Annotated in this window: 23 protein-coding genes, 4 tRNA genes and 1 riboswitch; of the genes, 7 read left to right on the forward strand and 20 right to left on the reverse strand. The window is 40.9% G+C overall.

Translation table 11 applies throughout. The features are described from left to right. Positions 1-98: 98 nt before the first annotated feature. The 5 genes from C9E88_RS04605 to rpoD all read right to left on the reverse strand — a co-directional run bounded on the left by C9E88_RS04605 (position 99) and on the right by rpoD (position 4,994). Positions 99-1,283, reverse strand: coding sequence for an iron-containing alcohol dehydrogenase (locus C9E88_RS04605; protein WP_106984500.1), 1,185 nt, complete (start codon positions 1,281-1,283; stop codon positions 99-101). Positions 1,284-1,286: 3 nt separating this feature from the next. Next, positions 1,287-1,820: a hypothetical protein gene (locus tag C9E88_RS04610; RefSeq protein ID WP_106984501.1), complete on the reverse strand. Its 534-nt coding sequence runs from the start codon at positions 1,818-1,820 to the stop codon at positions 1,287-1,289. A 75-nt stretch (positions 1,821-1,895) separates the two neighbouring features. Next, the gene (gene lipB / locus C9E88_RS04615) at positions 1,896-2,546 is read right to left on the reverse strand and encodes a lipoyl(octanoyl) transferase LipB (protein WP_372658680.1); all 651 of its coding nucleotides are present in this window, start codon (positions 2,544-2,546) and stop codon (positions 1,896-1,898) included. Positions 2,547-2,690: 144 nt separating this feature from the next. Beyond that, entirely contained in the window at positions 2,691-2,978 is a 288-nt protein-coding gene (locus C9E88_RS04620; protein ID WP_106984557.1) for a YbeD family protein, read from the reverse strand. A 126-nt stretch (positions 2,979-3,104) separates the two neighbouring features. After that, on the reverse strand, positions 3,105-4,994 hold the full coding sequence (gene rpoD / locus C9E88_RS04625; RefSeq protein WP_106984503.1) for an RNA polymerase sigma factor RpoD: 1,890 nt from the start codon (positions 4,992-4,994) through the stop codon (positions 3,105-3,107). Between the two features lie 407 nt (positions 4,995-5,401). Between rpoD and C9E88_RS04630 the strand changes: the two genes are divergently transcribed. Further along, positions 5,402-5,611, forward strand: coding sequence for a PA3496 family putative envelope integrity protein (locus C9E88_RS04630; RefSeq protein ID WP_106984504.1), 210 nt, complete (start codon positions 5,402-5,404; stop codon positions 5,609-5,611). Positions 5,612-5,680: 69 nt separating this feature from the next. Beyond that, positions 5,681-6,205 (forward strand): YecA/YgfB family protein, encoded by a 525-nt coding sequence (locus C9E88_RS04635; protein WP_106984505.1) that lies wholly within the window; start codon positions 5,681-5,683, stop codon positions 6,203-6,205. Positions 6,206-6,264: 59 nt separating this feature from the next. On the opposite strand, the gene C9E88_RS04640 is transcribed toward C9E88_RS04635, so the two are convergent. The 3 genes from C9E88_RS04640 to trhO all read right to left on the reverse strand — a co-directional run bounded on the left by C9E88_RS04640 (position 6,265) and on the right by trhO (position 8,632). Further along, complete coding sequence (locus tag C9E88_RS04640; RefSeq protein ID WP_137287950.1) at positions 6,265-6,681, reverse strand: ABZJ_00895 family protein; 417 nt, start codon at positions 6,679-6,681, stop codon at positions 6,265-6,267. A 201-nt stretch (positions 6,682-6,882) separates the two neighbouring features. Next, entirely contained in the window at positions 6,883-7,509 is a 627-nt protein-coding gene (locus tag C9E88_RS04645; RefSeq protein ID WP_106984507.1) for a DedA family protein, read from the reverse strand. Positions 7,510-7,699: 190 nt separating this feature from the next. Next, positions 7,700-8,632, reverse strand: a complete 933-nt coding sequence (trhO, locus tag C9E88_RS04650; RefSeq protein WP_106984508.1) for an oxygen-dependent tRNA uridine(34) hydroxylase TrhO — start codon at positions 8,630-8,632, stop codon at positions 7,700-7,702. 189 nt (positions 8,633-8,821) lie between these two features. Between trhO and C9E88_RS04655 the strand changes: the two genes are divergently transcribed. Then, positions 8,822-9,313, forward strand: a complete 492-nt coding sequence (locus C9E88_RS04655) for a DUF1289 domain-containing protein (RefSeq protein ID WP_106984509.1) — start codon at positions 8,822-8,824, stop codon at positions 9,311-9,313. Positions 9,314-9,362: 49 nt separating this feature from the next. Beyond that, on the forward strand, positions 9,363-9,974 hold the full coding sequence (locus C9E88_RS04660; RefSeq protein WP_106984510.1) for a LysE family translocator: 612 nt from the start codon (positions 9,363-9,365) through the stop codon (positions 9,972-9,974). Here C9E88_RS04660 and C9E88_RS04665 read toward each other — a convergent pair. Then, positions 9,966-10,529 (reverse strand): TetR/AcrR family transcriptional regulator, encoded by a 564-nt coding sequence (locus C9E88_RS04665; protein WP_106984511.1) that lies wholly within the window; start codon positions 10,527-10,529, stop codon positions 9,966-9,968. The two genes, C9E88_RS04660 and C9E88_RS04665, sit on opposite strands and share 9 nt — an antisense overlap. Before the next feature lie 105 nt (positions 10,530-10,634). Here C9E88_RS04665 and C9E88_RS04670 point away from each other — a divergent pair, with 105 nt between their 5' ends. After that, the gene (locus C9E88_RS04670; protein ID WP_106984512.1) at positions 10,635-11,159 is read left to right on the forward strand and encodes an HPP family protein; all 525 of its coding nucleotides are present in this window, start codon (positions 10,635-10,637) and stop codon (positions 11,157-11,159) included. Between the two features lie 94 nt (positions 11,160-11,253). On the opposite strand, the gene ribB is transcribed toward C9E88_RS04670, so the two are convergent. Further along, entirely contained in the window at positions 11,254-11,913 is a 660-nt protein-coding gene (gene ribB / locus C9E88_RS04675; RefSeq protein ID WP_106984513.1) for a 3,4-dihydroxy-2-butanone-4-phosphate synthase, read from the reverse strand. 104 nt (positions 11,914-12,017) lie between these two features. Beyond that, positions 12,018-12,167: riboswitch (FMN riboswitch) on the reverse strand. A 269-nt stretch (positions 12,168-12,436) separates the two neighbouring features. Here ribB and C9E88_RS04680 point away from each other — a divergent pair. Together C9E88_RS04680 and C9E88_RS04685 are read left to right on the forward strand one after the other, a co-directional pair. Further along, complete coding sequence (locus tag C9E88_RS04680; protein ID WP_106984514.1) at positions 12,437-14,236, forward strand: DUF2157 domain-containing protein; 1,800 nt, start codon at positions 12,437-12,439, stop codon at positions 14,234-14,236. Next, positions 14,233-14,766, forward strand: coding sequence for a GDYXXLXY domain-containing protein (locus tag C9E88_RS04685; protein WP_106984515.1), 534 nt, complete (start codon positions 14,233-14,235; stop codon positions 14,764-14,766). The genes C9E88_RS04680 and C9E88_RS04685 overlap by 4 nt, the downstream gene beginning before the upstream one ends. A 112-nt stretch (positions 14,767-14,878) precedes the next feature. Here the strand turns inward: C9E88_RS04685 and panD are convergent, their stop codons facing one another. The 10 genes from panD to lolB form a co-directional block, all read right to left on the reverse strand. Beyond that, entirely contained in the window at positions 14,879-15,259 is a 381-nt protein-coding gene (gene panD, locus C9E88_RS04690) for an aspartate 1-decarboxylase (protein ID WP_067668515.1), read from the reverse strand. 151 nt (positions 15,260-15,410) lie between these two features. Then, positions 15,411-15,986: an aminoacyl-tRNA hydrolase gene (gene pth / locus C9E88_RS04695; protein WP_106984516.1), complete on the reverse strand. Its 576-nt coding sequence runs from the start codon at positions 15,984-15,986 to the stop codon at positions 15,411-15,413. Positions 15,987-16,005: 19 nt separating this feature from the next. Continuing rightward, positions 16,006-16,302, reverse strand: coding sequence for a 50S ribosomal protein L25 (gene rplY / locus C9E88_RS04700; protein WP_106984517.1), 297 nt, complete (start codon positions 16,300-16,302; stop codon positions 16,006-16,008). Between the two features lie 99 nt (positions 16,303-16,401). Next, positions 16,402-17,355, reverse strand: a complete 954-nt coding sequence (locus C9E88_RS04705) for a ribose-phosphate pyrophosphokinase (protein WP_106984518.1) — start codon at positions 17,353-17,355, stop codon at positions 16,402-16,404. Between the two features lie 37 nt (positions 17,356-17,392). Continuing rightward, a tRNA-Gln gene (locus C9E88_RS04710) sits at positions 17,393-17,467 on the reverse strand. Between the two features lie 91 nt (positions 17,468-17,558). Then, a tRNA-Gln gene (locus C9E88_RS04715) sits at positions 17,559-17,633 on the reverse strand. Between the two features lie 18 nt (positions 17,634-17,651). Beyond that, positions 17,652-17,726 (reverse strand) — tRNA-Gln (locus C9E88_RS04720). 28 nt (positions 17,727-17,754) lie between these two features. Further along, a tRNA-Gln gene (locus tag C9E88_RS04725) sits at positions 17,755-17,829 on the reverse strand. Then, entirely contained in the window at positions 17,828-18,664 is an 837-nt protein-coding gene (ispE, locus tag C9E88_RS04730; RefSeq protein WP_106984519.1) for a 4-(cytidine 5'-diphospho)-2-C-methyl-D-erythritol kinase, read from the reverse strand. The genes C9E88_RS04725 and ispE overlap by 2 nt, the downstream gene beginning before the upstream one ends. 323 nt (positions 18,665-18,987) lie before the next feature. Continuing rightward, positions 18,988-19,599, reverse strand: coding sequence for a lipoprotein insertase outer membrane protein LolB (gene lolB / locus C9E88_RS04735; protein WP_106984558.1), 612 nt, complete (start codon positions 19,597-19,599; stop codon positions 18,988-18,990). Between the last annotated feature and the right edge of the window lie 5 nt (positions 19,600-19,604).

A 19,604-nucleotide genomic window follows, 5' to 3' on the forward strand; every position in this document is an offset into this window, starting at 1 on the left:
AAGTGAAAGTCGCTGTTTTTAAGGCTTACAGATAAAAGCCTGATGCTTAAAAAAACATCAGGCTGGAATTTTCGCTATATTGGCTTATTTTTCAGTAATTACCAAGCTTTTTCTAAGATAGTTTTTAAATCTTTGAGTGTTGCTTCTTTCGGATTGTAAATGATCGAACCATCATTTAAAGCCTTTTCTGCAACATCGTCGAGCTGAGCTTGAGTTACTTTGCCAGTCTCACTCAGTGTACGTGGTAATTTTGTTAGGCTATAGATACGATCACGCATGGCTAAAATAGTTGAAATCGCCTTATCTGCACGTAAGTGAGCAGGGGTTTGCGAGTAAATATCTGGGCCAGCAAGTGGAAGTAAAAGATCTGCGATTTTATCGGCATTCACTTCTTTGTTGTATTCCAGTACATAAGGCAAAAATAGATTCATACATAAGCCGTGGGGCAGATGTGCAACTGCACCTAAAGCGTGACCAAGAGAATGTACTAAGCCAACCATCGAGTTTGAAAATGCAATGCCTGCCATTGTAGATGCTTGAGCTAATTCTAAGCGGCCTTGTGCATCAGTTGGGTTATCCAGTACGTTAAATAAATGATTACTTACCTTTTTAACGGCTGCTGTTGCATAAGCATCAGAAATTGGATTGGCTGCAAGGCAGGTATAGGCTTCTACTGCATGTGTCATGGCATCCATTGCCGTCATCGCAGTGAGGTGCGGTGGCAAAGTTTGCGTCATACGCGGATCTAAAATAGCTGCATGTGGCATCAAGTAATAAGATGCAAACGGCATTTTGACATTTTTTTGGTTATCGGAAACCACGGCAACCATGGTCACTTCTGAGCCTGTGCCTGATGTGGTTGGAATCACAAAAAAAGGTTTTAAAGGTTTTGGCAGATTATGTGCACCCGAATATTTCAGCAGGTCATCACCACCTTCAGACACTAAAATATTAGTGGCCTTAGAGGTATCAATGACTGAACCACCACCGACAGCAATAATCGCGTCGCAATTGTTATCGCGATAAAGCTGAGCGGCTTTACGTACAGTTTCAAGGCTTGAATCGGGTGGTACATCGTCAAAAATATGCCCAATAACGGCATTTGTAGATTCAAAAGCTGCTTCAATCGGTGCTAATAGGTTGTTACTGCGTACGCCTTTGTCTGTAATAATTAAGGGACGAGTAGCACCTAAAGTTGCAAGTTCAAAAGGGATATGCTCTAGCGCCGCATGCCCAGCAATGACTTTAACTGGACAAAAAAATTCGTAATATGGTTTAGCCATGTGTTATGCGCTCCGCTTGAAATAGGATTGAGCTACCTTAAGATAGATATTTGCAGCTCCAGTTAATTTTTCTTTTAGGCTTAAATCGCTTGGATATTCTTTGACTGCCAGCTCTGCAACCAGTTTTGGCAAAATCAGCGCTTCCATTTTATTTAGGCAACGAACCAGTCGAATCGCATAAGAAATATCACCATTAGCAATCATGCGGTCATTGGCAAATGCTTGCGCAGTACTTTCTTGGAAAGAAAATACTAAAAATGCATGATTAAGATGCTTAAAGGTAATGGTTAAATCTGGCTTTGTTGCTAAATCAGGAACCAATTCTAATTGTTTATTTGCCGTCACACGTGCAATGAATGCAGGCCCATTGGGGAATACATTCATTGAGAGTGTGAAATGATCTGGAAACTGAGCGACTTCCTGCTTAACTTCTGCATCGACTTGACTCGCCATCACTAAGCCTCTGCCAATCACATCCATCATGAGTTTGACATAGGCTAGCTGCAAAGCGGGCTTGACGGATTTAGTTGCAATCACGTATTCATCCCTTTTCAAAATATTATTTATTTAGAGTAAATACTCTAATTTATTTTATGTATGAAAGCAAAGGCTTTATTTTTGTTCGACCTGAACGTCTTTAAAGTAACCGCTGTTCTGCAATGTTTCAATCATATCGACGCATAAGTTTTCAAATTTAGGGTAGTCTGTTACCAGATCCTGTACGCGGACCATTTCTAAACCTGCATAACCGCATGGATTGATGGTATGGAAGCCAAATAAATCACAGTCAATATTCAGTGCTAGTCCGTGATAAGAGCGACCTTTGCGGATTTTAAAGCCGAGTGAGCCAATTTTACGCTCGTCTACATATACACCGGGTGCATCTGCTTTGGCGTATGCTTCAATGCCATATTTTTTAAGCAGATCAATCATGAGGTTTTCAGCATAGCTGACCAGAGTACGTACATTCCAGCCTAAGCGATTTAAATCAAACATGAAGTAAGCCACCAATTGACCTGGGCCATGCCAAGTGACTTGTCCACCGCGATCGCTTTGTACAACGGGGATGTCACTGTGCAATAAAATATGTTCTGGTTTGCCCGCTTGGCCCTGTGTAAGGACATCATGATGTTGCAAAATCCACAATTCATCTGGTGTGTGTTCGTCACGTTGTTCGGTCAATTGTTTCATTTCCAGAAAACGCTCTTCATAAGAGGTTAACTGAGTGTAATGACGAATGATCAGTTGTGGTTTAGCCTCAATCTCCACGATTTTAAGTCCTTAAGGAATGCATGATAAAAATCTATTATAGATAAATTGGATGGGATAGGGGACGAGAATGGACAGATTTTGTCTGTTCGTTTGGTGGGGTTTGCATAAAAAAACACGCCCGAAAGCGTGTTTTTCTTAGAGTGCTGTTTTGATCAGTGGACAAGCTGCAAGGTCTGCATAGACAGCATGTACTTGCTCAAGTTCTTCAAAACGTAGCTGTGCAGTAATTGAGTGGTATTTCCCTGTCCGTGATGGTGTTACAGTCATTTTTGCACCATCAAATTCTGGAAAATGTTTCACGAAAATTTCATTTACTGCTTGGCGTAATTCATCGCCTGCATTACCAATGAGTTTAATCGGGTAGTCCATTGGGAAGACCCAAAGATGCTCTTGTAATTCACGTGATGGAGTACGATCAGTCATGTCAGTCATAGGACACCTCAATATTAAAAATACCTGCAATGTGCAGGTATTTTGATTCATTTGCTACATGCTCTTATTATGGGGGAGCTTCCCCCATATTCAAGCCTGTATTATCCCACTGATGGGTTAGTCATTCTCAAGGAATGAACGTAAGTGTTCAGAGCGAGAAGGATGACGTAATTTACGTAATGCTTTTGCTTCAATCTGACGGATACGTTCACGTGTTACGTCAAACTGTTTACCAACTTCTTCCAAAGTGTGGTCGGTAGGCATATCAATACCAAAACGCATTTTCAACACTTTCGCTTCACGTTCAGTCAAGTTTTCCAGTACTTCGCGTGTTGCTTCTTTTAAGCCTTCAGATGTTGCGGCATCAATTGGAGAGGTAATGTTACCATCTTCAATGAAATCACCAAGATGCGAATCTTCGTCATCGCCAATCGGCGTTTCCATAGAAATCGGCTCTTTGGCAATTTTAAGTACTTTACGTACTTTGACTTCGTCCATTTCTAGACGTTCGCCCAATTCTTCAGGTGTTGGCTCACGGCCCATTTCTTGAAGCAATTGACGAGATACACGGTTGATCTTGTTAATGGTTTCAATCATGTGCACAGGAATACGAATCGTACGTGCTTGATCGGCAATAGAACGCGTGATTGCCTGACGAATCCACCATGTTGCATAAGTCGAGAACTTATAACCACGGCGGTATTCAAACTTATCTACCGCTTTCATCAAGCCGATGTTACCTTCTTGAATCAAGTCGAGGAATTGTAGACCACGGTTGGTATACTTTTTCGCAATCGAGATTACAAGACGTAAGTTCGCTTCAACCATTTCTTTTTTAGCACGGCGTGCTTTCGCTTCGCCTACAGCCATACGTTTAGAAATTTCTTTAATTTCTTTAACGCTTAAATTAAGGTCTTTTTCAATGTCTGAGATTTTTTGCTGGAAAGCTAAAATATCAGGGCGTACTTTTTCTAAGTAGCCTTTCATTTCTGCAGGTGCTTTCGCAATTTGCTCATCTAACCATGCTTGGTTTGATTCTTGACCTGGGAATGAGGTACGGAATTGCGTACGATCCATACGACCACGACGTACTGCATAACGCATCACTTCACGTTCTGAGGTACGAATTTGTTCGTGTGTACCGCGAATCATTTCACTAATGATATCAAATAGGCGCGGTGTAAATTTAAACATCATAAACACAGAAGCTAAATCTTCGAGTGCTTGTTTGCCTTCTTTACTGTTACGACCATGTTTTTCAACCAGTAATTTGGTATTGGTCCACGCATTTTCTAGTTCAGTAAAACGTGCTTTGGCAATTTCAGGGTCTGGGCCTGAATCACCTTCAGAGTCGTCATCACTTTCAGATTCTTCGTCTTCATCATCATCATCCAATTTTACATCTTTGGTTGATTTGTTTGATGATGCATCGTCTTCGTCTAGATCTTCAGACTCATCTTCTAAAACTTCAGGAATATCATCGTCAGTTTCAGGGTCTAGGTAACCCGATAAAATATCAGCAAGACGACGTTCACCTGCTTCATAATCTTTATATTCTTTTAAAACGACTTCAACTGCGTTTGGCCAATAAGCGATTGAATTTAAAACGTCACGAATACCTTCTTCGATACGTTTTGCAATGCTAATTTCGCCTTCGCGTGTAAGGAGTTCAACTGTACCCATTTCACGCATATACATACGTACAGGGTCAGTGGTACGGCCTGGTTCATTTTCAACTGATGCAAGTACAGCAGCGGCTTCTTCTTCAGCAACTTCATCCGTTGCGTCGCTGCCACCTTCAAACATGGCATCATCAGTTTCAGGTGCACGGTCATGTACAGGAATACCAACGTCATTCAACATTTGAATGATGTCTTCAATCTGTTCGCTTTCTGTGATTGAATCCGGGAGATGATCGTTGACCTCAGCGAAAGTTAAGTAACCTTGTTCTTTGCCTCGGCTAATCAGCGCCGCTACTTGTGAAGTAGGGGAATTCATATCGCTCATCTATGCTTACTCTTCGTTGAATCTGTGACAGTAAAAAATCGTATAGTAGACTTATACGATTCATCTCAATAAAAATTTATCAATAGCTTGCTTATTCCATCAAATATTCAGTCTTATTTGAAAGACGATTCGATGGAATATTAAAAAATTAAATTCAGTAATTTAGGTGGGGCTGAAATTGTTGTTTTCAAGTTCATCCCGTACGTATTTGGTCAGATGAAATCATCTCGATATTCATAAAACTGAAAGACGCAGGGTGGATTATATCATGCCATAACTTAGGTTAAGAAAAAAGCCTAATTTACGGCTTTAACAGCTAAAAATACAAATAAAACTTGACAAGGTTCTATAACCCATATAAATAGCGCCTAGACCCCTTTAAATTTTTTCATTATGAGGTAGTTTCAGTGTCTTCGACAGATTTTGAACTAGATGATAACTACGGTGATGATGATGTTAATTTCGATGAGGCCGGCGGAAAAATTAGCGCTAAAGAATCGCTAGAAAAACGTCGCTTGATTGATGAACTTCTTGCACAACGTCGTTTAGAGCGTGAACTCAAAGATTTTGACTATGACTTTGACGATGACGACGATTTTGGCGATGAAGACGACTAAAATCAGTTTTGGCGTAGTGTTTTTAAATGCTATGCTTACACATTAAGTTTCTATGTTTGTGGATGTAAAATGAGTGCTTTAGATTTAGACCGTTTGAGCGACTATCTAGACGGCGATCAGAATGAGTTTGGTCTGGATTTTGCTGCAACTCATGGTTTTTTGTGTGCAATTGCAGTTGGCCCGCAATTTGACAAATGGTTAGAAGAACTATTTGACAATAACCATAAAAAAGTTCCTGCAGACATTATTGCTCAGGTGAAAGCTTGGTTAGAATCACTGCGTCAAAACTTAGCCAATGAAGAAGGAATTTCATTTCCTTTTGAAGTGGAAGAAGCAGACGTAGAGTCAAGCCTAGGCGACTGGAGCGTTGGTTTTGTTGATGCAATGTTCTTAAATGAAGAAGCATGGTTCGCGCCTGAATTTGAAGAACAATTAGTTGATTTGACTTTGCCAATTATGGTGTTTAGCGGTATTGATGAAGAAGATCCTCAAATGGAAACCTTCCGCCGTAATGGTCAATTAATGGATGAGCTTGCAGAAGAGATTCCAGAGAACTTAAACGAATTGTATTTGATGTATCACACACCAAACTAATTCAAATAAGTTATAAAAAAAGCACCGAGTTTGGTGCTTTTTTTATATAAGTTTGTCGTTCAGCTTATTTTGGATTTACGTTGCTTTTGCTTTTGCTTTTGCTTTTGCTTTTGTTTTTGTTTTTGTAAACCTTTGACGGCATTATTTGCCATCCAGCCAAAACTCATGGCAAGAATTAAATAATGAATAAATAAGGTAAAGCCGACTGCAACACAGATGATCCAAAGTGGTAGTGCTGTGAATAAAGTGAAAATAGCAAGCGATTTAAATACTACAAGTATAATGATGATGGTGGTGATGAGACTGATTGCAATAGAGGTTGCAAGACACCCCCAGATGAGTTGTATTTTCTCTGCTGCTTCAGGCGCTCTTTGATGGTCTTGCACGAATTTATTGGCAGTTACAAAGCCTGCAGTCATGATGCAGGCAACAGATGTACCGTTAGGTAGGTTAAAGAAATAAATAATTACTGCCATGATGGCCATAGCGATTAAATAGGTTATAGCAAAATATATAATGTATTTTTTCATCAGTTTTAGGTTCGAATGTTATTGGTATAAGGCGTCACCACAGTAGGGTGTTAAGCATTTTTTTTGTGATGAATGAGTATAAGGGATTGTTTATTCATGTAGAAGTGACATTGAGCGATTTGATATATCACTCAATTGGCTGTGCATTTATTTTTGTTGTGATGCGGCTTTTTTACGTTGCTGGCGACGGTATAAAATCCATAAGATGATCATGATGGCGATCGCAATAATCACGTAGCCAACGCGACTGAAGATTTCATGCATGAGTGCTTGGTTTTCACCAAAGTAATAGCCAACACAGGCTAAAAAGGTGGTCCAAATAATGGTGCCTAAAGCGCTGTAAAGCATGAATTTCCAAAAAGGCATTCGGCTCATGCCTGCAGGAATGCTGATCAGTGAGCGTACAGCAGGGATCATGCGACCAAAAAATACAATACGATGACCATATTGCTCAAACCAAGCCAATGCTGTTTTAACATCTTCTGTTTTAATGAATAAATATTTTCCATATTTATCAACACAGCGAAAAATATGCTCGTTATTGAACTTATAGCCCACCCAGTAGAGTACAGCGGCTGCAATCAATGAACCAATACTTCCTGCAATAATGACCCCTGTGAGCAGAAGCTGGCCCTGCGATGCGGTATAACCCGCAGAAGGCATAATGATTTCTGAGGGAATGGGCGGGAAAACATTATCTAGAAACATGAGGAAGGCGATACCCAAATAACCGAGCTGTTGCATGATGGTTAATATCCATTCGGTTAAATTCATGGGCCTTCCAAAAGTAATAGGGGTAAATAAAAGGAAAATCTCATCTGAGTATGCAAGATATTGTTCTTGTTGTGTGTTACAAAATCATGAAATTTGTGTTTAAGGCAGACTTAGAGCATGTACTTGCCATTTAAGGAACAATAAAAAACCCTCCTGAGGAGGGTTTTTCAAGCTGTTAGTTCAATACAACTTAGAGGCGTTTACGTTTAGCCGCTAAAATTTGTGATTGACGCATACGGAAGCCTTCTTTTTGCTTATCGGTTGTTTTGTCGATGCAGTAGACACAAGATACACCATGCTCGTAGCTAGGAAGTTCAACTTCCGCAGGAACAAGTGGCCAACCACATGCGTGACATTTAATGTTTGCGCCTTCTTCCATGCCATGTGTTACTGCGGTACGGCCGTCAAATACGAAACATTCACCTTCCCACATGCTTTCGTCAGCTGGGGTTTCTTCTAGGTATTTAAGAATACCGCCTTTGAGGTGATAAACTTCATTGAAGCCTTCTTGAAGAAGCAATGATGTTGATTTTTCACAGCGAATACCGCCTGTACAGAACATCGCAATTTTTTTATCTTTGTGTTGTTCCAACTCTTTTTTTACGTAGTCTGGAAATTCACGGAAAGTTTCTGTTTGTGGGTCAATCGCGCCTTTAAACGTACCCGCTTTGTATTCATAGTCATTACGTGTATCAATTAAAATCACGTCATCACGCGCAATCAGCTCATTCCATTCTTTCGGGTCTAAGTAATGGCCTACTAGATCACGTGGTTTTACTTCTACACCTAAAGTGACAATTTCTTTTTTGAGTTTAATTTTCATTTTACGGAAAGGTTTTTCCGAACTGTGAGACTCTTTATATTCCATAGACGTAAAGCCTTCGTCTAAAAGAAATTGGTGTACAGCGTCAACTGCAACGCGGTCGCCCGCAACAGTGCCGTTAATACCTTCGTCTGCCACAATAAGAGTACCACACAAATTGATTGAGCCGACTAAGTTCAATAGGCGTTCTTTTAACGCAGCTGCGTCTTGAACTTCTTTAAATTGATATAGCGCGGCAACAACCCAACCTGTGGTCGCTTGCTGTTCTACAGGTGCAAGCTGTTCTACAGTAGCGTTCATGGAGTACTCCAAAATAGAAAAATAAAAAAACAGGAATTTCGAAAGGCACATATTTTAACGTGTATTGATGGAATATGCGAGTAAAACAGTACATGCAGATGACTTCTATTCATGTGCAACTGCGTGTATATTCGGGGCCTCACGTTGTGTTTTGTTTTAATAGCAACAGCAGAATTTTAGGAGTTTGTTTTGAGTAATGACCGTCGAATTGCTTCACTTACGCCATGTGCAGGGCGTTGTTCAACGGTATTTGGTGATGCAGTGTGTCGTGGCTGTCGCCGATTCAATCATGAAGTTATTCAGTGGAATACTTATAATCCAGTACAACAAACCGCTGTGTGGAAGCGCCTAGATGCACAGTTAGATCAAATTTTAGTGCCCATGCTGCCCTTTGCAGATCTTCGTCATGTTGAAGGTTTTGTTTTGTCTAAGCGTGTGCGTCTGCGTCCAGATGCGAGTAAAGGGCGTAAGTTGTACCATGCCTTAAAATTGTGTGAAAAAAACCGTCATTTTACCGATGATAGTGGACTTGGTATTCACTACAAACAAGTGCGCCCATTGTGGGAAGAATTCGAGCGTCGCGTGTTGGCACTTGCGACAGCCAGTTATGATTTTGCCTTTTTGCGAGCAGATGGCATTAGTCATCATTTACTGAAAGGATATGAAGAAGAGGACGAATAGTCCTCTTTTTATTTAATGAGGGAATATAAGCTGATCTTGGTATACAAATATGAACTACTCTGAATATTTTTTATATTGCGTGGCTGTGATTGTGATGATTGCAACGCCTGGCCCAGTCATGCTTTTGGTGGCAAGTGCTGGTTTAAAAGGTGGATATAAAAAAGCCCTACAAACGATTTTTGGCACGAATTTGGCCTCATTGGTTCTTATTGTATTTTCTGTATTGATTTTAAAAGGTGCGTTGAATATTAATGAGCAATGGCTCAATGCAATTAAGGTGCTGGGATGTATCTATATTGCTTATATTGGTCTACAGGTTTTAAAAGAAGCACGTGAAGCTCAGCCTGAGCAAAGTCAGGTGGCACTCCCAGATACGCAAGGTGGCTTTAAGCAAGGCTTGCTGGTGGGTATTTCTAATCCTAAAGATATTATTTTCTTTGCATCTTTCTTTCCGCAATTTACAGGTATTACAGCGGATTTAAATTTGAGCCTGAGTATTTTAACCATCAGTTGGATTATTCTAGATTTTGCTACGTTGTCTTTAGTTTATTTAGCTTTTAATCGTTTATCGCGCTCAGCAGTCTATCCAAAATTACTGGGAATCTGTGGCGCCGTACTGGTTGTGGTGGCTTTATACGGCATTTACAGTGCTTTATTTTGAAGGCTGAGCCATCAGTAAATAGATTAATTGAAAGATCAGCGCTTTTTGTTGGTTGCAGGTTTGGGCATTAAAACCATCGACCAATATTGTGCTGATGAGTCCTTCAAGCTGAAGATAAAACAAGGCACTTATTTTCTGCTGCTGAGGAAGGCAGGCAGTTTTGCTTTGAATTAAATCACGGATCCATTGTTTATGTGCCTGAGAAATGGCAAGTATATCTGTGTCTGCAGCATTTGATTCACCCACAGCTCGAACAAATAGACAGCCTTTGAAATGATCTGCTTGAAACCAGTGGATATGCCAGTCATAAATTTTTTCTAAAGCCTCTAGACCTTCAAACTCTTGAATGGCTGTCAGTAAGCTTTGCCTAAAGTGTTCATCTCGCGCTTGCAAAACGCTGTAAACCAGCTGGTGCTTATTTTTAAAATAGGTATACAGCGTAGTTTTAGAACAGCCTGATTCATCTCGAATCAGATCGACACCAACAGCACTAAAACTTTGCTGATTAAACAGCTGTTCTGCAGTATTTAAAATTTTCTGTGCTGATTTAGACATCGCGGTTTTACCTCATCTGAAATAGCATATTTACAAATAGTACAGATCTGTACTATTTTAATTATAGCGCGCGCTGTATCTAATATCAATCAAGAGGAAATCAGCATGAATATATTCGCGGGTAAAGAGAAACTAGCACCTCGACCATCAGGGCAGGCCTTGCTGCGTGGATTTTGTGGGGGAACGCTCAGTATCTTTATTTTGTTGCTGATTGGGCAGTATTCACATCATGCATGGATCATGGCACCTTTTGGTGCGAGCTGTGTACTGTTGTACGCAGCAGTACAGTCGCCATTGGCCCAGCCACGCAATCTTATTTTTGGTCATGTCATTTCTGCGACAATCGGTTTATTTTTTGCTTTATATCTTCCTATTAATATTTTCACAATTGCAATTGCGGTAGGCCTCGCTATTGTTGGTATGCAATATCTACGCTGTGTGCATCCGCCCGCGGGAGCGAATCCATTGGTTATTTTATTAACTGCGAGTAGAACCGCTTATGATTGGAGTTTTTTGCTTTTTCCAGTGCTTTCGGGCGCGGTGAGTTTGGTATTGGTTGCTTATGCTGTAAACAATATTGGCAAAGGAGCAGTGTGGCCTGAATATGGTTTAGGCTTGATGAAAAAGTAGGAAAATAAATTTTGATCTAAAGCTGATCTTGCATATCCATAAAAAATCCCAGCAGGAGAGTTCCAACTGGGATGCATTTTAAACTGCGTATGAATTATAGATTGTGTGCTTGACGATACTGTACCAGTTCTTCAATGTTAATGAGCGTGAGCTTGTGCTCATTCGCATAATCTAAGACTTGCTTGCCTGAGGCCATACTGCCATCTGGATTTGTGACCTCACAGAGTACTCCTGCGGGCTGAAGACCTGCTAAACGGGCAAGATCAATAGAGGCTTCAGTATGACCACGGCGGCTAAGTACGCCACCATCACGTGCACGTAAAGGAAATACATGTCCTGGGCGGTTTAAATCACTTGCTACAGCACCTGTTTTAATTGCCGCATGAATGGTGGTCGTGCGGTCTTGTGCAGAAACACCTGTAGTAACCCCTTGAGCAGCTTCAATTGTGACAGTGAATGCTGTTTTGAATTGGCTAGAGTTGTTTTGCACCATAGGTGGAAGTTCAAGGTGATCTGCGAGTGCATTGGTGAGCGTAAAGCATACAATTCCAGATCCATCACGTATCATACGTGCCATGGTTTCGACATTCAGTGTTTCTGCTGCAACGATAAGGTCGGCTTCATTTTCACGGTCAAAATCATCCATGACTAAAACAGGTTTGCCTTGACGAATATCTTCCAGTGCTTGTAAAACACGCTGTTCTGATGGGGGAAGGGCTTTAAAGAAAATTTCGGGTTGAATTAAATTAGACATTGAAACGCTCGCGTAAGTTTTAAGGTACGGTTGAACATTTCAGGACATGTGAAATAGTGTGGCGTTACGGCATAGCTTGAAAATAGTAAGCTATTAAAATGTGACGTCGTCTTCTTTCATCCGGACTATACCGTCGGCTTTGGAATCTCACCAAATCTGCCATCTCATGCAATGAGATCGGCTCGTGGGCTATGGGGGATTAATATCCAACCAATTACCACCGGTGGGGAATTACACCCCGCCCTGAAGCGATGTCATTTGATTATAAGCCGATTGCGCATAAAGGCCAGCTTTTCTATATGACTAGTCAAGCTATACATATTCAAAATATGGGAAAGTCTTTTGTGAAGCTAGGTTTATAGTGCTTTATCACTGGTATTATTGGGTGTGTCGCTTTAAGCTTTAGCATTAAAATATAGCGTGCTATGCACGTTATTTACGTATGATAAAAATAAAAATGTATATGTAGCACTGAGCTTTTACGGGCCCAAAGATAAAGAAGAAAAGGGTTAAAACAGAAATTATGGAAAATTTACTGAATCGGCAGAGTTTTCAGCATCATTTAGCTGCAATTGGTTTTGGCTTATTGGGCGTGAGCATCCTGTACTTAATTGCAGCCAATTGGTGGATGCTACCTCAGATTATACAACTGGCTTTACCACAAGTATTACTGTTGATTATTGCTGTACTGAGTGTGTATTTTTCTCGTGCGTCTGAAGCGGTGATACAAACGTTACACGCTTTGTGTGGGTTAATGCTCGGTTTGTCTCTTGCAGTGATTGGGCAGGTGTATCAAACAGGAGCAAACAGTTATTTGTTATTTCTGTTGTGGTCTATTTTGTTGCTTCCTTGGTTGTATCGGCAGAATGCAGGGATTTTTATTTTATTGGGTTTGACTGGTTTTTTAGCACTTTACTTGGCCTCGGTACAGTTGGGTTTTCATGATTGGCAGAGTATTGTGCTATTGCAAATTTGGTGGTGTAGCATGTGGTTGCTGGCTTATTGGCAATATCATGCTTTAGAAAAATATACTTTGCTTTGGATTGTGGTCTTATCTGTAGTGAGCATGGTTGGCTTTTTCTATGCAGACCACCTAAGTGCTGCCGTTTTATTGATCAGTGCTTTTGTGCCACTTTCTTTGCTGGCTTGGCAAAGCTACCGCAAGCAAGATACCTTGGCTGTGAGCTTGCTCAGTGCAGGCATAGGTATCAATATTTTAATGTGGGTAGCGTATGGGCTGATTGATCAATTAAATTTAGGTACCTTCGGGTTTTTAATTTTGGTCATTTTGAGTCTTGGAATTTTTTATTTAATTACACGATTTATATTGCAGGTCTTACCAAAATCTTATGTGAGTACTATTCCCTTGGGGATTGGCGCATGGTTAGCAGGCATATTTCTCTCGGCCTTTATTTTTGGCATGGTGCGCTCCGCATGGGGTGCATTGCTGTGTGGCGCTATTGCGTATGTGGTAGTAGTTTTTCAATTCAGAAAGGGAGAGCAAATCGGCCATCATTTTAAAAATCAATTACTGTATTGCTTACTGATTTTTTCACAAGTTGGCATGTATGGTGGGGTACTTGGGCTGACAAAAAATCCTGTGTGGGCAATGCTAGTAATGCCTCCATTGATTCTGGTTAGTTATGTATTATGTCTACGCGCTTGGTTGCTGTGGTTACAGTTGATTTCTTTTTATTCGATGTTATTGCTGTGTTTGAACTTCGCAGTTTATGAATGGCAGATGGGGCAGGAGCTGTTTAGTTGGCTTTGGTATGCCTTGCATTATGTTGTATATAGTTTGGTCGTGGTTGGTTTATTTGTTTTAGATCAAAAATATCAGCGTAGTTTATTGTTTTGGGGTTTAGCAATTTTATTAATTGGCCCAGCATCACTCATGATGGGGCGTGACTTGTTTGCCCCATCAGGCAGTTTAATTACTGTTGAGTGGTGGGCTAAGCTGATCTTTGTAAGTCTATGGTGGCTTGCATTTGCCTATATATATCAACACTTTTGTTCGCAACGATTTACGATTTTTCAGTGGGCGCTGTGGGGGATATTTTCCATAGTTTTATTGGCTTTAGGGTATTTTGAAATTTTTCTGTGCATGTTGATGCTGGCATGGGCGTTGGAGCGCAAAGATCGGCTGATCTATGCATGCAGTATTGTCGTACTATGTCTATTGCTTACTCATTTATATTATTTCTTAGGGCTGAGCTTTTTGGTGAAAAGTCTGAGCATTTTTATTTCTGGTCTCGCTGTATTGTTATTGGCTTATTTGGTGCGCCGTAATCAGTTGCCAAATACTCAGCAGGAGCAGATATGAAAAAAATAATTCCGATCTTGTTGACCATCTTAAGTCTGATTTTATTTGAAACCTTAATTGCAAAGAATGAGCAACATTTAGCAACAGGTCAAAGCATTTATGTTTCTTTGGCACCAGCTGACCCGCGTGCATTGCTTCAAGGGGATTATATGGCGCTCCGTTATAACTTAAATTTTGTGGGTGCTATAGTGCAAGCCCCCTGGGGTGCATTGCCTTTGGCTTATGTGCTGGTTGACTCACAAGGGCGTGTTTTAAAAACCAGCTTTAAACAAGATATATTGCTGGGGCAGGGCCGTGTTTATCCTTTACAGCTCAAAATAGGGCATGGTGAGCGCCCATTTCCAGCATCAGACAGCTACTTTTTTGCAGAGGGTTTAGCAGGTTGTTATGAACAAGCACGGTTCGCCTTATTTAAAGTGTCGGCTGAGGGTAAACCATTACTGGCGGATTTGGTGAATGAGCAATTGCAACCACTGCATTGTGAAGCACAACAAAAATGGCAAGAGGGTACTGAAAAACCAGTGAGTTAAATAAAATTAATGGTTTTTTTTGAGTCGTTGTGAGCAAGCGTGATGCAATTAATTATGAGTGTTTAGGTATAAAAAAACCCGCAGTTTACGGGTTTTTTAAAATCTTGGACTTTTAAGCCACTTGAACTGGAATACAGTTAGCTGTGTGGTTTACAGTATTGTTTGGGTTTGCATATACCAAACGAGGTTTATGAGCATTTGCTTCAGCTTCAGTGAAATCACCAAATGTTGCAATAATCATTAGGTCGCCAACGTCAGCTTGAAGTGCTGCACCACCATTGACAGAAATGATGCCTGAACCTTCTTCGCCACGAATTGCATACGTTGTAAAACGCTTACCATTAGTCACGTTCCACATGTGAATTTCTTCATATTCGCGGATACCGGCTAAATCCAAAAGAATGCCATCGATCGCACAAGAACCTTCATAATGTAATTCTGCTTGTGTTACGACACAACGGTGGATTTTTGCTTTTAATAAACGAGATAGCATGGCTAGCGTCTCCTTAGTGGACCTAAGATTTTGATCTTATGGTTAAATCAGTTTTCTACTTACAGATTACGTTCAGCAAGCAAGCGCATTTTGCTCTGAAATGAGCAACATGGCAAGAAACATTGTTCAACAATTTATGGATTGATCAGTTCTATTTGTAAGCATTGATTTGGTTCATGGCTTGTTGTATGTCTCCGTTTATCAGTAGTTTGCTACGTGATAAAGCATGAGCAATAGCATCATCCATTAAACCTTGTTCACTGCTAGGGGCTTTACCCAATACATGTCCAGATACACGGTCTTTAGAACCTGGGTGACCAATACCAATGCGTAAGCGATGGAAATTAGGACCTGTATGCGGAACGATATCACGTAAACCATTATGACCACCGTGACCACCACCTGTTTTAAGGCGAATGACACCTGGATTCATGTCCAGTTCATCGTGTGCAATGAGCATTGCTTCAGGAGCAATTTGATAGAATTTTGCGAAGGGAACAACACTTTTACCAGAAAGGTTCATAAAGGTTGTAGGTAATAACAGACGAACGTCCTGACCTTCAATATTACCGCGACCACTAATTCCGTGAAATTTTGGGTCTGCTTTGAGCGAGATACCATAAGCTTCGGCTAAACGTTCTACGAACCAAAAGCCAGCATTATGGCGGGTTTGGGCATACTCAGAACCTGGGTTACCCAAACCTACAATCAGTGAAATATTTGACACTAATTTACACCATTAACACTTATGCGCGTTTGAAGTCAGCGTGCATAGGAGTGTTTTTAGACGGGTGACGTTGTAAAGCTTGGATTTTAACGCTTTCAACTTTACCGTCGATGTTGATTTCTACAGTTTCTTCAAAGAAAGCTTTGTTTTCTAAAGCTTTAACAAGCTCACGAAGCTCTAAAGTTACTGCTACAGGAGCTGCTTCGCCACCGTAGATGATTGCTGGAACTTTAGCTTGAAGACGAAGGCGGCGGCTCGAACCTTTCCCTTGTACTGCTTCTTCACGTGCTACTGCATTTAATACGAAGTTTGCCATGATAGACATCCTTAATTTAAGTTTAATTGACTAGACCTTCGACCAGTCTAGTGAGTAAAAGCCCCGCCAAAAGGCAGGGCTTCGGAATTCAGCGCTATATTATAGATAAGAATCAAACATTGCGCTAATAGATTCTTCGTTGTTAATACGACGAATCGTTTCAGCAACCATACTTGCTACTGAAACTTGACGAATCTTGCCAAGAGCTAAAGCTTCTTCTGAAAGAGGAATTGTGTCAGTAACAACAAGTTCATCAATAACAGAGTTCTTTAAGTTCTCAATTGCTTTACCAGACAATACTGGGTGAGTTGCGTATGCAACAACTTTACGCGCACCAAAAGTTTTTAATGCGTCAGCTGCTTTACACAAAGTACCCGCTGTATCTACCATGTCATCAACAATGACACAGTCACGGCCTTTTACATCACCAATCAAATGCATCACTTGTGATTCATTTGCTTTTTGGCGACGTTTATCGATGATTGCAAGATCGATATCACCCATTTGTTTAGCAACAGCACGCGCACGTACTACACCACCAACGTCAGGAGATACAACCATAAGGTTGTCATGTGACTGTTGACGAAGATCAGCTAAAAGAGCAGGTGTACCGTAGATGTTGTCTACAGGAATATCGAAGAAACCTTGGATTTGGTCTGCGTGAAGATCGATCATCACAACACGGTCAATACCTACAGTAGTGAGCATATCTGCTACAACTTTAGCAGTAATAGGCACACGGCTTGAACGAGGACGACGGTCTTGACGAGCATAACCAAAGTAAGGGATTACAGCAGTGATACGGCCAGCGCTCGCACGGCGTAAAGCGTCTGCCATAACCAAGACTTCCATAAGGTTGTCATTTGTTGGGGCACACGTAGGCTGTACGATAAATACGTCTTTACCACGAACATTCTCAGTGATTTCTACAGCAATTTCACCATCAGAAAAGGTAGAAACGGCAGCAGCACCTAGAGGAATATGTAAATGGCTTACGACTTTTTGAGCGAATTGTGGATGCGCAGTTCCACTAAAAACGACAAGATTGGGCATGAAGCACCCTTGGCGGTTGATATATAGGGAAAATAGATGGCAGGGGTAGCTGGATTCGAACCAACGGATGCCGAGATCAAAACCCGGTGCCTTACCACTTGGCGATACCCCTAATGCGGCAGAACTTTAATATTTTTACAGCTTTTTGTCAAGATTATTTAACATCGAAGCTACAAAAGAATGTTCTGTCTTTTTTGAGAAAATGGCAGGGGTAGCTGGATTCGAACCAACGGATGCCGAGATCAAAACCCGGTGCCTTACCACTTGGCGATACCCCTAATTTGATGACTGTAAGATGGCAGGGGTAGCTGGATTCGAACCAACGGATGCCGAGATCAAAACCCGGTGCCTTACCACTTGGCGATACCCCTAATACAGTACATCTACAGGTGAATTAAATGGCAGGGGTAGCTGGATTCGAACCAACGGATGCCGAGATCAAAACCCGGTGCCTTACCACTTGGCGATACCCCTAACACACCTTGAATTTGCGTAATGGCGATTCTTGTAAACTATTGACCAAGTAAGCTTTACATGGTGAATTTTCAAGAATGTCATTTACATTCAAATTTTCGGTTAACTCAATAAACACACAAGCACCTGTACCTGTAAGTTTTGCAGTACCGAACTGATCTAAGTATTGCATTGCTTCATCTACTTCTGGATATAAACTTCTTGCCAGTGGCTCAAAGTTATTGCCGAAACTCGATGGCGTTAACTGATAGGCGCAAAATTTAGAGGGCTTTGAGTTTCTTGTCAACGTTTTTTGTGAAAAAAGTAGTTGAGTGCTGATAAAACAGTCAGGTTTGAGCACAATGAACTTTTTTTGAGCTAAATCTATGAATGTTAAGTGTTCACCGATGCCTTCAGCCCATGCATTTTGACCGTGTACAAAGATTGGAACGTCTGCACCCAATTGAACGCCGAGTGCTGCGAGTTGTTCAATTGTTAGCCCGCACTGCCAGAGTTGATTCAAAATAAGCAGTGTAGTGGCCGCATTAGATGACCCACCGCCCAGACCTGCACCCATTGGAATATGCTTTTCGATGCTTATTTTTAAGCCAGTCGGTGTTTTTGCATACGGTTTTAGGATTTGTGCGGCTTTGTAAATCAAGTTTTGTTCTAATTCAACCGAACCAATGCCATCAATTTCGATGTTCTCTGAATTTGTTTGTTTAAAATCTATCCAGTCGTATAAATCGATTAGCTGAAAAATGCTCTGCAATTCGTGGTAACCATTTTCACGGCGCCCCGTAATGTGCAAAAACAAATTTAATTTGGCTGGGGACGGAACTCGAATTACATTCACGATCGTTTTTTCCTAAAGCTTTGTGCTTATAAATGCATCATATATAGGCTGGCATTATAGTCGAATATTGTTTTGTGTTGATTGCAATTTGAAATTGTGAGGGATGTGCTTAGTTTGAAAAAAAATAAGTGATGGAATTTTGCTCGAAAGAAATGGGCATGAGTTGTTTAGTACTTTGCTTGTTTGTGCTTGTTTTAGGTTGAGCAAATTAAAAAAAGCTCATGATGTATTCATTTGCTGTTTTATTATCAAAATAAAAGATTAGCCACTGGTTATAGCCAAGCACTTGTTGATTGGGCTTGGCTATACCTTAACTCTGGTGTTTAACGATTTTGAATTACCATGGTAATGCGGTTTTCTTTACCCGATTCGAGGGCTTGTTTCAAAATCAATTTATTTGGCAAGGTTGCATGTTCTGCATAGCTTAAGTCAACATTCCAGTCATCTTCAATAATTTGAGTTATGCGTTGCTGTTCATCTTTGTTTAGTTGGGCAGATGCTGTCGCGGGTTTTGCTTGTACCCATTTGATTAAATGTGTAATAGGTGCATGCCATCCTGTTGCGCGTTCGAGTAGCTCTTCGGGGCTATCTGCGTGGATTTCACCAGTTTTAGCACTGTTAAGCGTTACTTGGCCTGTGTGGCCTGTAATTTGCGTTTTACCCACGCCTAAGATGCCACTTAGCTCGATATCAAATTTATCTTGTTGCTGTTGCCACGTAAAAAATGCACTACCAGATTGTTGTGGTGTACGTACACCAATTTTTCCTTGTAGGGCAAACTGATCTTTAGCTACGTTTTGCGTTTGGGTTTCTTCAGGCGCGGTTGGTTGGATAGCTTGTGGGGGAAGCTGTGGTTTACTAAATTGTTGGCAACCTGTCAAAGCCAAAGTACTGCATGCAAAAAAGGGAAGGGTGTATTTGGACAGTTGGCGCATCATGC

Origin of the sequence: Acinetobacter cumulans (assembly GCF_003024525.3) — a bacterium.
Classification (GTDB): Bacteria; Pseudomonadota; Gammaproteobacteria; order Pseudomonadales; family Moraxellaceae; genus Acinetobacter; species Acinetobacter cumulans.

What these genes read in the sequence shown, in the direction of transcription:
- C9E88_RS04605 (WP_106984500.1), bottom strand. Translation starts at nt 1,283, where the DNA reads ATGGCTAAACCATATTACGAATTTTTTTGTCCAGTTAAAGTCATTGCT.
- C9E88_RS04620 (WP_106984557.1), bottom strand. Translation starts at nt 2,978, where the DNA reads ATGACTGATCGTACTCCATCACGTGAATTACAAGAGCATCTTTGGGTC.
- rpoD (WP_106984503.1), bottom strand. Translation starts at nt 4,994, where the DNA reads ATGAGCGATATGAATTCCCCTACTTCACAAGTAGCGGCGCTGATTAGC.
- C9E88_RS04635 (WP_106984505.1), top strand. Translation starts at nt 5,681, where the DNA reads ATGAGTGCTTTAGATTTAGACCGTTTGAGCGACTATCTAGACGGCGAT.
- C9E88_RS04640 (WP_137287950.1), bottom strand. Translation starts at nt 6,681, where the DNA reads ATGGCAGTAATTATTTATTTCTTTAACCTACCTAACGGTACATCTGTT.
- C9E88_RS04645 (WP_106984507.1), bottom strand. Translation starts at nt 7,509, where the DNA reads ATGAATTTAACCGAATGGATATTAACCATCATGCAACAGCTCGGTTAT.
- trhO (WP_106984508.1), bottom strand. Translation starts at nt 8,632, where the DNA reads ATGAACGCTACTGTAGAACAGCTTGCACCTGTAGAACAGCAAGCGACC.
- C9E88_RS04660 (WP_106984510.1), top strand. Translation starts at nt 9,363, where the DNA reads ATGAACTACTCTGAATATTTTTTATATTGCGTGGCTGTGATTGTGATG.
- C9E88_RS04665 (WP_106984511.1), bottom strand. Translation starts at nt 10,529, where the DNA reads ATGTCTAAATCAGCACAGAAAATTTTAAATACTGCAGAACAGCTGTTT.
- C9E88_RS04670 (WP_106984512.1), top strand. Translation starts at nt 10,635, where the DNA reads ATGAATATATTCGCGGGTAAAGAGAAACTAGCACCTCGACCATCAGGG.
- ribB (WP_106984513.1), bottom strand. Translation starts at nt 11,913, where the DNA reads ATGTCTAATTTAATTCAACCCGAAATTTTCTTTAAAGCCCTTCCCCCA.
- C9E88_RS04680 (WP_106984514.1), top strand. Translation starts at nt 12,437, where the DNA reads ATGGAAAATTTACTGAATCGGCAGAGTTTTCAGCATCATTTAGCTGCA.
- C9E88_RS04685 (WP_106984515.1), top strand. Translation starts at nt 14,233, where the DNA reads ATGAAAAAAATAATTCCGATCTTGTTGACCATCTTAAGTCTGATTTTA.
- panD (WP_067668515.1), bottom strand. Translation starts at nt 15,259, where the DNA reads ATGCTATCTCGTTTATTAAAAGCAAAAATCCACCGTTGTGTCGTAACA.
- rplY (WP_106984517.1), bottom strand. Translation starts at nt 16,302, where the DNA reads ATGGCAAACTTCGTATTAAATGCAGTAGCACGTGAAGAAGCAGTACAA.
- C9E88_RS04705 (WP_106984518.1), bottom strand. Translation starts at nt 17,355, where the DNA reads ATGCCCAATCTTGTCGTTTTTAGTGGAACTGCGCATCCACAATTCGCT.
- lolB (WP_106984558.1), bottom strand. Translation starts at nt 19,599, where the DNA reads ATGCGCCAACTGTCCAAATACACCCTTCCCTTTTTTGCATGCAGTACT.